At 38.1% G+C, this 14,985-nt stretch carries 15 protein-coding genes, 1 tRNA gene, 1 other RNA gene and 1 other annotated feature; of the genes, 12 read left to right on the top strand and 5 right to left on the bottom strand.

Features of this window, described 5'->3' with window-relative positions:
- Nucleotides 1-15 precede the first annotated feature (15 nt).
- Nucleotides 16-966: a YaaC family protein gene (locus tag LXM54_RS27355; RefSeq protein WP_233319461.1), complete on the bottom strand. Its 951-nt coding sequence runs from the start codon at nucleotides 964-966 to the stop codon at nucleotides 16-18.
- 113 nt (nucleotides 967-1,079) lie between these two features.
- Here LXM54_RS27355 and guaB point away from each other — a divergent pair, with 113 nt between their 5' ends.
- The 5 genes from guaB to LXM54_RS27330 all read left to right on the top strand — a co-directional run bounded on the left by guaB (nucleotide 1,080) and on the right by LXM54_RS27330 (nucleotide 6,834).
- Nucleotides 1,080-2,546 (top strand): IMP dehydrogenase, encoded by a 1,467-nt coding sequence (guaB, locus tag LXM54_RS27350; RefSeq protein WP_192486479.1) that lies wholly within the window; start codon nucleotides 1,080-1,082, stop codon nucleotides 2,544-2,546.
- Nucleotides 2,547-2,709: 163 nt separating this feature from the next.
- The gene (locus LXM54_RS27345) at nucleotides 2,710-4,041 is read left to right on the top strand and encodes a serine hydrolase (RefSeq protein ID WP_311315985.1); all 1,332 of its coding nucleotides are present in this window, start codon (nucleotides 2,710-2,712) and stop codon (nucleotides 4,039-4,041) included.
- Nucleotides 4,042-4,400: 359 nt separating this feature from the next.
- Nucleotides 4,401-4,988, top strand: coding sequence for a pyridoxal 5'-phosphate synthase glutaminase subunit PdxT (gene pdxT, locus LXM54_RS27340; protein ID WP_192486477.1), 588 nt, complete (start codon nucleotides 4,401-4,403; stop codon nucleotides 4,986-4,988).
- Between the two features lie 61 nt (nucleotides 4,989-5,049).
- Nucleotides 5,050-5,276: a binding site (T-box leader), on the top strand.
- An 81-nt stretch (nucleotides 5,277-5,357) separates the two neighbouring features.
- A complete protein-coding gene (gene serS, locus LXM54_RS27335) occupies nucleotides 5,358-6,632 on the top strand; it encodes a serine--tRNA ligase (protein ID WP_192486476.1) in 1,275 nt (424 codons plus the stop codon).
- Nucleotides 6,633-6,741: 109 nt separating this feature from the next.
- Nucleotides 6,742-6,834 (top strand) — tRNA-Ser (locus LXM54_RS27330).
- 113 nt (nucleotides 6,835-6,947) lie between these two features.
- Here LXM54_RS27330 and LXM54_RS27325 read toward each other — a convergent pair.
- The 4 genes from LXM54_RS27325 to LXM54_RS27310 form a co-directional block, all read right to left on the bottom strand.
- Nucleotides 6,948-7,616, bottom strand: coding sequence for a deoxynucleoside kinase (locus LXM54_RS27325; RefSeq protein ID WP_233319457.1), 669 nt, complete (start codon nucleotides 7,614-7,616; stop codon nucleotides 6,948-6,950).
- Nucleotides 7,594-8,253: a deoxynucleoside kinase gene (locus tag LXM54_RS27320; RefSeq protein WP_233319455.1), complete on the bottom strand. Its 660-nt coding sequence runs from the start codon at nucleotides 8,251-8,253 to the stop codon at nucleotides 7,594-7,596. The genes LXM54_RS27325 and LXM54_RS27320 overlap by 23 nt, the downstream gene beginning before the upstream one ends.
- A 161-nt stretch (nucleotides 8,254-8,414) precedes the next feature.
- On the bottom strand, nucleotides 8,415-9,698 hold the full coding sequence (locus LXM54_RS27315) for a glycoside hydrolase family 18 protein (protein ID WP_192486473.1): 1,284 nt from the start codon (nucleotides 9,696-9,698) through the stop codon (nucleotides 8,415-8,417).
- A gap of 39 nt (nucleotides 9,699-9,737) precedes the next feature.
- Nucleotides 9,738-10,301, bottom strand: coding sequence for an isochorismatase family cysteine hydrolase (locus LXM54_RS27310; RefSeq protein ID WP_192486472.1), 564 nt, complete (start codon nucleotides 10,299-10,301; stop codon nucleotides 9,738-9,740).
- A gap of 117 nt (nucleotides 10,302-10,418) precedes the next feature.
- On the opposite strand from LXM54_RS27310, the gene tadA reads away from it, so the two are divergent.
- The 7 genes from tadA to LXM54_RS27275 all read left to right on the top strand — a co-directional run bounded on the left by tadA (nucleotide 10,419) and on the right by LXM54_RS27275 (nucleotide 14,746).
- Nucleotides 10,419-10,937, top strand: coding sequence for a tRNA adenosine(34) deaminase TadA (tadA, locus tag LXM54_RS27305; RefSeq protein ID WP_233319463.1), 519 nt, complete (start codon nucleotides 10,419-10,421; stop codon nucleotides 10,935-10,937).
- A 77-nt stretch (nucleotides 10,938-11,014) separates the two neighbouring features.
- An RNA gene (ffs, locus tag LXM54_RS27300) (signal recognition particle sRNA large type) lies at nucleotides 11,015-11,279 on the top strand.
- A gap of 160 nt (nucleotides 11,280-11,439) precedes the next feature.
- Nucleotides 11,440-13,155 (top strand): DNA polymerase III subunit gamma/tau, encoded by a 1,716-nt coding sequence (dnaX, locus tag LXM54_RS27295; RefSeq protein ID WP_233319453.1) that lies wholly within the window; start codon nucleotides 11,440-11,442, stop codon nucleotides 13,153-13,155.
- 84 nt (nucleotides 13,156-13,239) lie between these two features.
- The gene (locus LXM54_RS27290) at nucleotides 13,240-13,560 is read left to right on the top strand and encodes a YbaB/EbfC family nucleoid-associated protein (RefSeq protein WP_233319451.1); all 321 of its coding nucleotides are present in this window, start codon (nucleotides 13,240-13,242) and stop codon (nucleotides 13,558-13,560) included.
- Between the two features lie 11 nt (nucleotides 13,561-13,571).
- Entirely contained in the window at nucleotides 13,572-14,168 is a 597-nt protein-coding gene (gene recR, locus LXM54_RS27285; RefSeq protein ID WP_185764898.1) for a recombination mediator RecR, read from the top strand.
- Nucleotides 14,169-14,186: 18 nt separating this feature from the next.
- Nucleotides 14,187-14,405, top strand: coding sequence for a YaaL family protein (locus LXM54_RS27280; RefSeq protein ID WP_233319449.1), 219 nt, complete (start codon nucleotides 14,187-14,189; stop codon nucleotides 14,403-14,405).
- Nucleotides 14,406-14,482: 77 nt separating this feature from the next.
- Nucleotides 14,483-14,746, top strand: coding sequence for a pro-sigmaK processing inhibitor BofA family protein (locus tag LXM54_RS27275; protein WP_233319446.1), 264 nt, complete (start codon nucleotides 14,483-14,485; stop codon nucleotides 14,744-14,746).
- Nucleotides 14,747-14,985: the final 239 nt, after the last annotated feature.

Below are 14,985 nucleotides of genomic sequence, written 5' to 3'. Positions count from 1 at the left end.
ATTAGGAAATCTAAGCTACATTTTGTTTGCTAAAAATTGATAGATAAGCTGCGGCCCCTTTTTGGCAGCTATTGATAAAAAGGATTCAATATATGGATAATCTTGATTAGGCATCGTCTTCATCAGTTCACTCCACCACTCTATTTCATACCTGGCAATCATGCTCAAATTATATAATAATAAATAATGCACAAGAATTTCAGGCAGCTGTACACTGCGTTTTTCTACCGGAATATAGTATTGAGCATCCGTTACATGGAAGTAGAACGGAGCAGCGGGCTGCAAGCTATCTGAAAAAGAAATATTAAGACTAGTTTTATTCGTGCTTATCCCCTTAATAGGAATTCCTAACTGGTCTTCTAGGTACTGCTGAAAACGGCCTTGACTCATAAAGTAACTATCTAGCACTTTAGAAGGGATGGTTGCTTCTGTACTGGAAAGGGTAACCGGCAAAAAGGTTGGACTTCCTGTGAATATATGGAATAAGTCATTAAGTTCAGGTATTTGTTTTAATAGTTCACCCATATTAAACTTCTCTCCTTCAATTGAAGGAAGCTGAAACATATTCTCCGACATACATGCAAATAATCCGTTTTTTTGAATTTTTATTTCATCCTTAAAAAATAAGTATTGTTGTTTTTTTCTTTTTCTTGTTGAGACACCATGAGCTAGTACAGAGGTACTGCTTGGATAGGCAGGATCTATTGTAAGGAGACAAGCTTTTATTAGATGAACAAACCCGTAAAAAAGTAAAACTGGCTGGATATTTATTGGTGAGTTTAGGGCTTGTTGATAATAGAGCTTACCATGCTCAAGAAAATAAATAAATGGATAGCAGTTTTGATAGCTCTTCGTATCGACATCACTGGTATGTAGTAATTTATAGCATTTTTTTAGAAAAAGCTGGGAATATTCTGCGGAAAAAAAGCAGCTAAACGAGTCCCAGTCCTTATAAGAACTGTACATATGTTTGCCTCCTGAATTTTTTGAAAAATGAAACTTATTGAACTAACCTTGACAGTATTTTGTCCAATTGATAACCTACTAATAATATTTTTTTACTAAATGGAGGCGTTAAAATGTGGGAAAGTAAATTTGCTAAAGAAGGTTTAACCTTTGATGATGTTTTATTGATACCTGCCAAATCAGAAGTATTGCCAAGAGATGTAAGCTTAAAAGTAGAATTGGCGTCTAATTTAAAATTAAATATCCCATTGATTAGTGCGGGTATGGATACTGTAACAGAGGCTGAAATGGCAATCTCAATCGCTAGACAAGGCGGAATGGGAATCATTCACAAAAATATGTCAATTGAACAGCAAGCTGAGCAAGTAGATAAAGTTAAACGCTCTGAGAGTGGTGTAATTACTGATCCATTTTTTCTAACTCCAGACCATCAAGTATTTGATGCAGAACATCTGATGTCAAAATATCGCATTTCAGGTGTACCTATCGTTAATAACCATGATGAGCAAAAACTTGTAGGTATCATAACAAACAGAGACCTTCGTTTCATTGAAGACTTTTCCATTAAAATTAGTGATGTAATGACTAAGGACAACTTAGTAACGGCTCCAGTAGGTACAACATTAGAGGAAGCAGAAAAAATTCTGCAAAGACATAAAATTGAAAAGCTGCCTCTTATCAATGAAGAGGGAGTTTTGAAAGGCCTTATTACAATTAAAGATATTGAAAAGGTTATTGAGTTCCCTAACTCTGCTAAAGATGCACAAGGTAGATTGCTTGTAGGTGCTGCTGTAGGCGTAACGAGCGATGCTATTAAAAGGGTTGAGCTTTTAGTTAAGTCCCAAGTAGATGCTATCGTTATTGATACTGCTCATGGACATTCTAAAGGTGTTCTAGACGGTATTAGAGATATAAGGAATGCTTTCCCTGATTTAACTATTATCGCTGGGAATGTAGCTACTGCTGAAGGTACAAGAGCACTTATAGAAGCAGGAGCAGATGTGGTGAAGGTAGGAATCGGACCAGGATCAATCTGTACGACTAGGGTTGTTGCAGGTGTTGGTGTTCCACAAATTACGGCAGTTTATGATTGTGCAACAGAAGCTAGAAAACACGGTAAAGCAATCATTGCTGACGGAGGAATTAAATATTCAGGAGATATCGTAAAAGCACTGGCTGCTGGCGGACATGCTGTTATGTTGGGAAGCCTTCTTGCTGGGGTATCTGAAAGCCCTGGAGAAACGGAAATATTCCAAGGCAGACGCTTTAAAGTATACAGAGGTATGGGTTCTGTATCAGCAATGGAAAAAGGTTCTAAAGACCGCTACTTCCAAGAAGATAACAAAAAATTTGTTCCAGAAGGTATTGAAGGGCGACTTCCATATAAAGGACCTCTTTCTGATACAATTTATCAGCTAGTAGGCGGTATCCGTTCTGGTATGGGATATTGTGGTGCGAAAGATCTTCTTGATTTGAGAGAAAATACACAATTTGTAAAAATGACAGGCGCTGGTTTAAGAGAAAGCCATCCGCATGATGTCCAAATTACAAAAGAAGCTCCAAACTACTCTATTTCTTAAGTAGTTTTGCAATTGTTACGGAATATTACAATAGATGGTGAACTCTATCACCGTCTATTTTTTTTGTTTTTTTTATGGTAAACTGTACAAGGGAAATTCTTAATTTAAAAAAATAATTTAAAGTTTAATAGATAATAATAATGTGTTGGAGGTTTTATCATTGATGCAATTAAAAAAGTGGACGCTGTATGTACTTATGGCCGTGCTTTTCGTGAGCACCGTTGCTGCAGGTCTACCGCAACAAGCAAAGGCAGCTGAGAATGAGGATACTTTAGGATTGGAAGCTGGTGCAGCTATACTAGTTGATGCTGCCACGGGGGAAATATTATACGAAAAGAACGCAGATAAACTAATGGGTGTAGCATCCATGTCAAAAATGATGACAGAATATATTGTCCTTGAAGCAATAAAAGAAGGAAAAATTAGCTGGGATCAAAAGGTTAAAATAAATAATTATATTCACCGTTTATCTGGTGCTCCTGGTCTTTCTAACATAGGATTGACAGAGGGGGAAGAATACACTGTAAAAGAGCTTTACCAAGCGATGGGTATATTTTCTGGCAATGCTGCGACAGTAGCATTGGCTGAACTAATTGCTGGAACAGAAAAAAACTATATTAATGTTATGAATGAAAAGGCAGAGGAGCTCGGGCTTAAAGATTATAAGTTTGTAAACTCATCTGGATTAAATAACAGCGACTTATTGGGCAATCACCCTGCAGGCAGTGAAACAGATGAAAATGAGATGTCTGCGAAAACTGTTGCATCACTTGCTTATCACTTGCTGAATGATTACCCTGAAGTGCTGGAGACATCTGGCATGCCAAGGCTAAAATTCCGTGATGGTAGAACATATGATAACTTTAACTGGCTGTTGCCTTCTTTGGTGTTTGGATATGAAGGAGCAGATGGTCTTAAAACAGGTTCTACAGATTATGCAGGCTACAATGTAACTGCAACAGCTAAACGCGGAGATCAACGTGTTATTGCAGTAATTATGAAGAGCGAAACGAAAAACAGCCGTTTCACAGACGCAACTAAACTGTTGAATTATGGCTTTAACAATTTCAGCACAGAAGAGATTCTTCCTGCGGGTTACACAGTAAAGGGAAATGAATCTGTTAAAGTAACAAAAGGTAAAGAAGACTCTGTAAAAATTCAAACAAGCGATGCTGTTAATTTAGTGATTAAAAAAGAAGATAAAGAAAACTATGTGGCAAAGCTAGTATTGGATGACAAAAAGTTAAACAGCAAGGGTGAACTGGCTGCTCCAGTCAAAAAAGGTGATAAGGTTGGTTATATTACTTTAGAGACAAAGGATGGAAAAGCAGTTCCGTTCTTAACTAGTGATGGATCAGAAAAGGCAAGCGTTGATGTTGTTGCTGCCGAAACAGTTGAAAAAGCAAACTGGTTCGTATTAGCAATGCGTGGCGTAGGTTCATTCTTTGCAAATATTTGGGATAGTGTTTCATCCACAGTAAAAGGATGGTTTTAATAAAAAAAGAAATGGTTCCTGTCTTGACAGGAACCATTTTTTATTGTTTATTTTCATTAGGGAAATTTATACAATACAAATCATATTCTTTTGGTCAATTAAGCAGGCTCTGCGAATAGAAGGCGGAAATAGGGGGCTTTGAATGATTATAGCTATGGAGAAACTGGCTGATAACCATAAGTACATTGTAGTTCGGGATGTTATTAACACAGAATATATAAAAATTCGCAAAAGCCTTAGATCATTACCAAGATGAAGATCTGAAAAAAACTGATTACAGCTATTTGGCGATGAGATTGTAAGTTTGGGGACCAGAAGCGTACATGAAGGAGCATAGCTGGTAATAAGGAGATAAAACTATGACAGATATAAAAGTAGGTGTTCTTGGCCTTCAGGGAGCTGTTAGAGAACATATGAATGCAATAGAAGCTAATGGAGCAACGGCAGTTCTTGTGAAAAATAAAGAAGAACTGAACGAGGTTGACGGTTTGATTATTCCAGGCGGTGAAAGCACAACAATGCGTCGACTTATTGATAAGTATGATTTTATGAAGCCTTTAAAGAAGTTTGCTGAATCAGGAAAACCGATGTTTGGGACATGTGCAGGCTTAATCCTTTTAGCAAAATCAATTGAAGGTTATAAAGAGCCCCATATCGGCGTTATGGATGTTCATGTGGAAAGAAATTCTTTCGGCCGTCAAGTGGACAGTTTTGAAGCAAATTTGGATATAGCTAATGTAGCTGAGGATTTCACTGCTGTATTTATAAGAGCACCGCATATTGTAAGTGCAGGTGAGAATGTGGAAGTACTTGCTAAGCATAACGGCAGGATTGTAGCAGCGAGAGAAGGACAATTTCTTGGTTGTTCCTTCCATCCAGAGCTGACACAAGATCACCGGTTGACAGGGTATTTCATTTCTATGGTAGATGAATCAAAAAAGAACTAATTTGTATATAGTGGTTGAACTTTGTTCATAATTATAGTACGATGAAAAAAACTTTTATATGACATCTACACTGATAGGAATTAGTAGCAGGAATACATTATTCTAAAGAGAGCCGATGGCTGGTGTGAATCGGTGAATAAAGCCTGTGAATCCATCCTAGAGTAAAAACAAGGAAAGCCATGTAAGATGGCAAGTAATTGTTTTCGGCTAAAAACCGTTATGTATTTAAGGTGGAAAGCATATTTGCTTTCAACTAGGGTGGCAACGCGGGTAACTCTCGTCCCTTTTTTGGGGACGGGAGTTTTTTGTGTTCTGCTAAAGGGTTTATCGTTTAGAGCATATAGCTAAAAAAGCAAGGAGGAAGAATACATGCTTGATATTAAGTTTGTACGTGCTAATTTTGAATTTGTAAAAGAACAGCTTCAGCATCGAGGCGAAGATCTGTCTGAATTGGATCATTTTGAGGAGCTTGACACAAGAAGAAGAGAGCTGATTGTAGAAACAGAACAACTAAAAAGCAGAAGAAATGAGGTATCCCAACAAGTTGCTGCACTTAAGCGTGAAAAGAAGGATGCTGAATCTTTAATTTTGGAAATGCGTGAAGTTGGTGACAAAATTAAAGGATTTGATGATGAGCTTCGCCAGGTTGAAGAGAGACTGCAGGCAATTATGCTCGGAATACCAAACCTTCCCCACGAAAGTGTACCTGTTGGTGAAACAGAGGATGATAATGTAGAGATCAGAAAATGGGGAGAGGTAAGAAATTTTGATTTTGAACCGAAACCACATTGGGATGTAGCGACAGAGCTGGATTTACTTGATTTCGAAAGAGCAGCAAAAGTTACTGGAAGCCGTTTTGTGTTTTATAAAGGGCTTGGTGCCAGACTAGAAAGAGCACTATTTAACTTTATGCTCGACCTTCATACAGAAGAGCATGGCTACAAGGAAGTTATTCCTCCATTTTTAGTCAATAGAGCAAGCTTAACAGGAACAGGGCAGCTTCCTAAATTTGAAGAAGATGCGTTCTTGATTGAAAAAGAGGATTACTTCCTAATCCCTACATCTGAGGTGCCTGTAACTAACCTGCATCGTGATGAAATATTAGATGGTGATCAGCTGCCGATCAAATATGCTGCTTTCAGTGCAAACTTCCGCTCTGAAGCTGGGTCTGCAGGAAGAGATACAAGAGGGCTAATCAGACAGCATCAATTTAATAAAGTAGAATTGGTTAAGTTTGTTAAACCGGAAGATTCTTACGAAGAGCTGGAAAAACTGACAGCAAACGCAGAGCGAGTATTACAGCTATTAGGCCTGCCATATCGTGTTTTAAGCATGTGCACAGGTGATTTAGGCTTTACAGCAGCGAAAAAATATGATGTTGAAGTATGGATACCAAGCTATGGTTCATATCGAGAAATTTCTTCTTGCAGTAACTTTGAAGCATTCCAAGCAAGAAGAGCAAACATCCGTTTCCGCAGGGAAGCAAAAGGCAAGCCAGAGCATGTTCATACACTTAATGGTTCAGGCCTTGCAATAGGGCGTACAGTGGCAGCAATATTAGAGAATTATCAGCAAGAGGACGGCAGTGTAGTGATTCCAGAAGTACTGCGTCCATATATGGGAAATAGAGAGGTTATAGGCTGATTAATTGGGCATTATAAAATATATAGAAGAAGCGAATGCTTCTTCTATATATTTATTGAATAAATGTTGACAGTAAAAGCTACATATGATATATTGTTATCTGTCTGATGGAGGAATACCCAAGTCCGGCTGAAGGGATCGGTCTTGAAAACCGACAGGCGGGTCAAACCGCGCAGGGGTTCGAATCCCCTTTCCTCCTCCATAGTTATTTTACTAATATCGCGCATAAATATTGGAGATATAAAAGTCTGCTGTTTACAGCAGGCTTTTTTTGTTTTTTTCCTATATAAAAAAGAAGAGGAATAATCCTCTTCTTTATCTTTTTACAAGATTCTTTTGCTGAAGAATACCAGATATCTTCTCAATTATCGGTTCGATAGCAGAACTTCCTTCTGTTGCATCATAGTCGTTTATGTTCAATCGCAAGACTGGACATGAACTAAAGGAATCAATCCACTTCTCATAGCGAGTATGCATTTCTTGCCAATACTCTACAGGAGTTTCTTTTTCCATAGTCCGTCCTCGTTTGTCAATTCTCGTAAGTATGTCATCTAATGAACCTTCTAAATAGATCAGCAAGTCTGGATGTGGGAAATAGGGTGTCATTACCATTGCATCGAACAAGCTTGTATATGTTTCGTAATCTGTTTCAGACATTGTGCCTTTTTCATAATGCATTCTTGCGAAAATACCTGTATCTTCGTAAATAGAACGGTCCTGAATAAAACCTCCGCCATATTCAAAGATTTTCTTTTGTTCTTTAAACCTTTCTGCCAAGAAGTACACCTGCAAATGGAAACTCCATCTACTGAAATCTTGATAAAATTTATCTAAATATGGGTTCGTATCTACCTTTTCAAAAGATGTGCGGAATTGAAGTGCATCAGCAAGAGCATTAGTCAATGTGGACTTGCCGACACCGACTGTTCCGGCAATTGTAATTACAGAATTGCTTGGAATATTATATTTCGTGCGTAGGTTCATGTGTATAGGCTCCTAATTTTAATGTTTGCTTCACTTTATCTATAATAGTTTCAAGATCAGCTTTATTTTTCACAAAGTCTAATGTATCGCCATTGAATGACAGCACCGGGATATGAGGATGCTGTTCTTGGTACTGCTCCATCACTTCATGATAATCGGATGATAATTGCTCTAAATAAAGAGGGCTAATATTTTTTTCAATATCTCTATCCCTTTGTTGGATACGGTCCATCAGAGTATCTAAACTAGCATGTAGATAGATGATAATGTTTGGCGCAGGTAAATCCTCTGTTAAAACATCATATATACGTATATATTTTGTTAGTTCTTTCTCTTGTAGTGTTCTCTTTGCGAAAATTAAATTCTTTAATATATGATAATCAGCTACCACGGGAATATTCTTGTCCAAGTAATGGGATTGAATATCATTAAGCTGTTTGTATCGATTACATAAAAAGAACATTTCCGTTTGGAAGCTCCATTCATCAATGTTCTCGTAAAATTTACCTAAAAAAGGGTTTTCCTCGACTATTTCCTTTAATAGATGATATTGAAAATGTTCAGAAAGCAGCTTCGCTAAGGAAGTTTTTCCAACACCAATAGGACCTTCTACTGTAATAAAAGGGATATTGTTCAATGCTTGTCCCTCCTGATTTATAAAATATGATAAAAAAAGACATATGAAGTCATTTTAACACATGAAAAGCGGTTATGGACATTAACTAGTGTTAAATAAAAGTGCATATTATTTCCTGGAAAAAGGCTGCCTAACAAGAGGCAGCCTTTGAAGTGTAGTGGTTATCTTTTTGTGACGTTAAAGTTATCTGATATGAGCAGCCAGTTTTGCGGAAACGATAGTCCGAGCTTCCAATAACTTACACCTCTGATATTCAATTCCTTTACTAGATCAAATTTTGCCTGTATAGACCTAGCATCTTCAAACCATACTTCATGCTGCCTTCCTTGTGCATCTGTATAGTTGAAGTGAGGCGCCTGTGCATTTGTATCGTAAAGGATAGCAACATTATTGTCAGCTGCCAGTTGAATGGCGCTCTGAGGACTTAAAGCTTTTGCGACTGAACCCTGTACAAAAGGAAGTGTCCAATCATACCCGTAAAGGTTTTGACCCATCATTATTTTGTTGGAGGGCATCTCGGTAATGGCATATTCAAGGACATTGCGCACTGGGCCAATGGGAGATACTGCCATAGCTGGTCCGCCGCTGTAGCCCCACTCATATGTCATTATTACAACAAAGTCGACAATTTGCCCGTGAGCACGGTAATCATGAGCTTCATACCATTTTCCTTTCTGCCCAGCGCTGGTTTTAGGGGCTAGAGCAGTGGAAAGCAGCCAGCCTTCCTGTGAGAAACGGGCTTTGGCTTTACGTAAAAACGAATTATAAGCTTCCCGATCAGCAGGACGCAAAAACTCAAAATCAAAATGAATGTCTCTAAAGCCATATTTTTTAGCTGTTGACACAATATTATTTAAAAAGGTATTCTGGATGGCTTGATCATTTAATAATATTCGGCCAAGCTCATCACTGAACTGGTCATTCTCTTGATTTGTGATAACCATCATCAGTACATTATTATTATTTGCTGCAATAGTAGGGAAATTATTAAGTAAAGGTTCCTTCAGCTTGCCATCTCTTAACGCTTGGAAGCTGAAAGGTGCGAGATAGGTGAGATAAGGTGCTGCTTCCCTTGCGGAAGACTCAAGAACAGGAGCTACAGTTGTTCCTCTAGGTTCAACATATGCATTAAACTCTCCTGCGCGTTTAGTTTGCTGTGGTATATATAAACGGTAACCTACTGTTAAAGGACTGTTTGGCGAGATTCTGTTGACGCTGGCAAGCTGTTGATAGGAAATGCCAAATCTCCTTGAGATAGACCATAAGCTGTCCCCTGGCTGCACCCAATAAAACCGCCCGACAATTGGAATAACTAATGCTTGACCTATGACGAGCTTATTAGGGTTAGGCAACTCATTTGCCTCTGCTATATTAGCTGCAGTAGTTCCATAAGCTTGAGCAATGCCTGTCAATGACTGGTTTGCCTGCACAACATGTATTTGCATGGGAAATCCCCTCCTGCTGTTAAAATTACTTATTGCAGTTTATGTTTGAAGTGGGGACGACATGATATTATTTTTTTCATACTTAAATATTTTTGCTTTCATTACGTTCTTCATCATTGTTAAAGCATAAACATTGTCTTTTTCATCGACAGAGGCGATGGCATTGTCAGGAACAATAATAGAGTATTCTCGCATATAAGCATCATTAGCTGTAAATAGGACACAAATATTGCCGGCAATGCCTGTCAGGATAAGCTCATCCACCTTAAGCTGATGGAGAAGTGTGTTTAATGCAGTGCCGTAAAAGGCGGAATGCTTCGGTTTTATTAAAAAGTAATCTGCCTTTTGTGGTGCTATCTTCTCAAGAATGTTGTGGCTGTATTCATTAGAACAATAATCAATGATACTGTTTATATCTGCTTTCCATAAGCTATAATGGTCATTGATATAGATTACAGGAATATTGGACTTATAACAGTACTTCTTTAAAGCAAAAATGTTTTCTGCGATTGCAGCAGCTTTTTCAGCCAAAACTTTTCCATGCTGAAATTGGAAGTCATTAATCATATCAATTATTAAAAGTGCCTTAGATGAAGTGCTCATAGTAACCTCTCTTTATTGAGTTATTAGGAATGATGACATTAGTTTAAGTAACTTTGTGAAAATAAATTACAGTTGGCAAGAAAAATGACAGTATGCACAGGGTGATGAAAAGTGGAAATAGAAAAAAATGATAGGTATTTCATGCAGATAGCTATAGAGGAGGCAAAGAAAGCAGGAGCTATTGGGGAAGTGCCAATAGGAGCTGTTATTGTACTCGATGGAGAGGTTATTGCAAAAGCGCATAACTTGCGCGAGGCAGAGCAAACTGCAATTGCTCATGCTGAGCTTCTGGCAATAGATATAGCTTGCAAAGAGACAGGAAGCTGGAGGCTGGATAATGCAGTGCTCTATGTTACTTTAGAACCGTGTGCTATGTGCTCAGGTGCTATCATACTCTCAAGAGTTAAAAAGGTAGTATATGGTGCAAGTGACCCTAAGGGAGGCTGTGCTGGTACTTTTATGAATCTTCTTCAGGATGATCGGTTTAATCACCAATCTGAAGTAGTATCAGGAGTGCTCAAGGAGGAAACAGGAGAGCTTTTGACTAACTTCTTCCGTGAACTTCGTACAAAAAAGAAAGCTGAAAAGAAGAAGAAGAAGGCTGAAATAGAAATTACAAAAATTAACAGCTTATAATTATTGCTTTTTTGTTTGAATATAAGTATACTTAGTTTGTGTCCAAGATGACACATTAAAATTTGGTATCAAGTTTGTCGTGCTAAGCGGGGAGGTAGCGGTGCCCTGTACTCGCAATCCGCTCTAGCGAGGCTGAATTCCTTTCTGAGGCTAGTGTCCTGTAGGGTCTGCCTTAAGCAAGTGGTGTTGACGTCCGGGTCCTGCGCAATGGGAATCCATGAACTATGTCAGGTCCGGAAGGAAGCAGCATTAAGTGGACACCCCCATGTGCCGCAGGGTTGCCTGGACTGAGCTAACTGCTTAAGTAACGCTTATGGGAGCTAGTCGACGAAAGGTGCACGGCAGTTTAATATTATAATTAAAAGACTCATTCTTCTAAAAGAGTGAGTCTTTTTGATTATATAGTTTTGGATACATAACAATAACAATGTCCATTGTTTTAATGTAAAAATATATTTAGATAAGATATAATAATGAGAGCAGATAGAAAGGAGGGCGGACGATGAATTATCAAGCATTATACCGAGTATGGAGACCACAGCAGTTTATTGATGTAGTAGGTCAGGAACATATAACGAAAACACTCCAAAATGCCCTTCTTCAGCAAAAAACAACTCATGCATATTTGTTCTCTGGACCAAGGGGTACTGGTAAAACTAGTGCGGCAAAAATTTTAGCAAAAGCAGTCAACTGTGAAAGAGCACCAATCAGTGAGCCTTGTAATGAATGTGCCGCCTGTAAAGGAATTACGGATGGTTCCATACCGGATGTAATAGAGATAGATGCTGCTTCGAATAATGGAGTAGAAGAGATAAGAGATATAAGAGATAAAGTAAAATACGCTCCAAGCTCTGTTCCGTATAAAGTTTATATAATAGATGAAGTTCATATGCTCTCTATTGGGGCATTTAATGCTTTGTTGAAAACACTTGAGGAACCTCCTAAGCACGTTATTTTTATATTAGCTACTACAGAGCCACATAAAATTCCATTAACAATCATCTCTAGATGTCAGCGCTTTGACTTTAGACGAATTACTGCCCACTCTATTGTAAAGAGAATGAAGCTAATTATAGATGAATCCGGCATTTCATGTGACGATAAGGCGTTGCAGATGATAGCAAGAGCGGCTGATGGCGGTATGCGGGATGCATTAAGCCTGCTTGATCAAGCCATTTCCTACAGCCAGGAAAGTGTCACTGTGGAAGATGCGCTTACTGTGACTGGGGCTGTTTCCCAAGGGTTTCTTAACGACTTAGCGAAAGCAGTCTATGAAAAAGATACGGTTAAAGGATTACAATCATTAGATGAACTCCTATTTTCAGGGAAAGACCCCTCAAGGTTTATTGAAGACTTTATCTTCTTTTACAGGGATATGCTTCTATATAAGACAGCACCAAACTTAGAAGAGTCATTAGAGCGGGTTATGCTTGATGATGAGTTCAGAAACTTGGCTGACTCGTATGGACAAGAACAAATTTATGAATTGATTGGTTTGCTGAATAAGACGCAGCAGGATATGCGCTGGACTAATCATCCTAGAATTTTCCTAGAGGTAGCAATTGTTAAATTGTGTCAAATGGCTATCTCTTCTCCAACACAAGACACAGGAGCCTTTTCGAACACGGAAATACAAGGGCTTATTTCAAAAATAAACAGTCTCGAAGAGGAACTTGCAAGAATTAGGCAATCGGGAGTAACAAGTTCAGCCGAGGAAGCTGCACCACAGAAAAAGGTGAGAGCAACTCGGAAAGGATTTCAAGCGCCTACTGGTAAAATTAATGAGATACTTAAGCAGGCAACGAAGCAAGAACTCCAAAACATTAAGAGTAATTGGGGTAATATGCTTGGACAGCTTGTTAAAAACCAGATGAGATCTCAAGCTGCTCTTTTAAATGAAGCCGAACCTGTTGCTGCATCTACGGACTCAATCGTTATCAAATTTAAATATGAAATCCACTGTCAAATGGCTTTGGATAATGTTAAATTTATAGAGACAATCACGTTATCTCTTCAGCAGCTGCTAGGCAGAAGGTATAAATTAGTAGGTGTCCCTGAAGAACAATGGCTAAAAATAAGAGAAGATTTTTTAAGCAGTTCCCATCATGCAGGATCCGATGAGGAAAATGAGGGAAATCACGTAAATCAGGCAGATGACCCAGTAGTTGCAGAGGCAAGAAAACTATTTGGTGAAGAATTGCTTGAAGTGAAGGACTGATTGTTGAACGACAGGAGAAATTTGCATATTATATTAAATATGCAAAAGGAATAAATAACTTTAAATGAAAATGGAGGAATTCTTATGCGCGGAATGGGTAATATGCAAAATATGATGAAGCAAATGCAAAAAATGCAAAAGAAAATGGCGGAAGCTCAAGAGGAACTTGGAGAAAAAAGAATTGAAGGTTCTGCTGGCGGCGGAATGGTAACAGTAATCGTTACAGGACATAAAGAAATAGTGGATGTAGTAATCAAGGAAGAGGTTGTAGATCCAGAAGACGTAGAAATGCTCCAAGATCTTGTGCTTGCAGCTACAAATGACGCATTGAAAAAAGCGGATGAGCTAACAAACTCAACAATGGGGCAATTTACAAAAGGACTTAATCTTCCTGGAATGTTCTAAGGAGGAGTTTCATGCATTATCCTGAACCAATATCAAAGCTGATAGACAGCTTTATGAAATTGCCAGGAATCGGCCCCAAAACGGCTGCTCGACTGGCGTTTTTTGTATTAAATATGAAAGAAGATACTGTTCTAGATTTCGCAAAAGCACTAGTCAATGCAAAACGAAATTTAACTTATTGTTCCGTATGCGGTCATATAACGGATCAGGACCCATGTTATATATGTGAGGATACTAGAAGAAATCGTAAGATAATCTGTGTAGTTCAAGATCCGAAAGATGTCATCGCCATGGAAAAGATGAAGGAATTTGACGGATTGTATCACGTTTTGCATGGTGCTATCTCACCAATGGATGGTATTGGTCCAGAGGACATTAATGTTCCATCTCTCATCAAGCGTTTGCAGGAAAGTGATGTAGAAGAGGTAATTATGGCTACTAACCCAAATATAGAGGGAGAAGCAACCGCTATGTATATCTCCCGTCTGTTAAAACCATCGGGGATTAAGATAACAAGGATAGCGCATGGCTTACCTGTAGGCGGAGATCTGGAATATGCAGATGAGGTTACTTTATCTAAAGCGCTTGAGGGCAGAAGAGAAGTATAATCAGAGGGAGGATAAAGTATGCTTTTTCGCCGAAAAGGAAAGTTGAGAAAAGAATTCGATGAGAAGTTATTAGTTCAGTTTCATGAAACAAAAAAACACTGGCTAAAAGAAAAGTCGATACTCGAAAAAAGCTTTGACCCTTCTGATGAGGTCATTTGTGCTGCAAAACTGACTGAAGCAAAGTATTTCTTTCTTTTTAAAGAGGCTAAAGAGAGAAATGTTAATTTAATGAAATAATAGAAGCACTCCCTAGTTCTTTTTTGTGGTAGTTGGACATACCTTTTAATACAAAAAGAACTAGGGAGGTTTTGTTTGTGAGCCCAGTTGTCATTATTTCTATTGTCAGTGGTTTGATTGTCCTTCTTCTGATAATAGGTACTCCCATTAAACCATTGCGTTTTGTAGGACAAGGGTTGATTAAAATTGTAATAGGTGCTCTTTTCCTTTTCTTCCTCAATGCTATTGGGACTAAGTATGGCATACACGTGCCGATCAATATTGCGACATCTACTGTTTCTGGAATTTTAGGTATTCCAGGTGTCGTTGCACTTGTAGCAATTCAACAATATATATTATAAGGGCAAGTTAGTATAAAGAGCAGACTGCTAAGTTTTAGCTGTCTGTTTTTTATTTAACGTCTATTATAAATAAATGTTTAAAAAGTTTAAAAAAGATGTTGACTAGGAAATAACATGCTGGTAATATTATAAAAGTCGCAGCAAGCAATTAATAACTAGTTAAAAATTATTAATTTATCTGTTGACATTTATAATATGTAAATGATAATATATAAAAGTTGCTTCTGATAGCAACGAAA

The sequence above is a fragment of the Bacillus sp. Au-Bac7 genome, assembly GCF_021341655.1.
Lineage (GTDB): Bacteria > Bacillota > Bacilli > Bacillales > Cytobacillaceae > Niallia.
This window is presented reverse-complemented; position numbering and strand designations above follow the sequence as displayed.

What these genes read in the sequence shown, in the direction of transcription:
- LXM54_RS27355 (WP_233319461.1), bottom strand. Translation starts at nt 966, where the DNA reads ATGTACAGTTCTTATAAGGACTGGGACTCGTTTAGCTGCTTTTTTTCC.
- guaB (WP_192486479.1), top strand. Translation starts at nt 1,080, where the DNA reads ATGTGGGAAAGTAAATTTGCTAAAGAAGGTTTAACCTTTGATGATGTT.
- LXM54_RS27345 (WP_311315985.1), top strand. Translation starts at nt 2,710, where the DNA reads ATGCAATTAAAAAAGTGGACGCTGTATGTACTTATGGCCGTGCTTTTC.
- pdxT (WP_192486477.1), top strand. Translation starts at nt 4,401, where the DNA reads ATGACAGATATAAAAGTAGGTGTTCTTGGCCTTCAGGGAGCTGTTAGA.
- serS (WP_192486476.1), top strand. Translation starts at nt 5,358, where the DNA reads ATGCTTGATATTAAGTTTGTACGTGCTAATTTTGAATTTGTAAAAGAA.
- LXM54_RS27325 (WP_233319457.1), bottom strand. Translation starts at nt 7,616, where the DNA reads ATGAACCTACGCACGAAATATAATATTCCAAGCAATTCTGTAATTACA.
- LXM54_RS27315 (WP_192486473.1), bottom strand. Translation starts at nt 9,698, where the DNA reads ATGCAAATACATGTTGTGCAGGCAAACCAGTCATTGACAGGCATTGCT.
- LXM54_RS27310 (WP_192486472.1), bottom strand. Translation starts at nt 10,301, where the DNA reads ATGAGCACTTCATCTAAGGCACTTTTAATAATTGATATGATTAATGAC.
- dnaX (WP_233319453.1), top strand. Translation starts at nt 11,440, where the DNA reads ATGAATTATCAAGCATTATACCGAGTATGGAGACCACAGCAGTTTATT.
- LXM54_RS27290 (WP_233319451.1), top strand. Translation starts at nt 13,240, where the DNA reads ATGCGCGGAATGGGTAATATGCAAAATATGATGAAGCAAATGCAAAAA.
- recR (WP_185764898.1), top strand. Translation starts at nt 13,572, where the DNA reads ATGCATTATCCTGAACCAATATCAAAGCTGATAGACAGCTTTATGAAA.
- LXM54_RS27280 (WP_233319449.1), top strand. Translation starts at nt 14,187, where the DNA reads ATGCTTTTTCGCCGAAAAGGAAAGTTGAGAAAAGAATTCGATGAGAAG.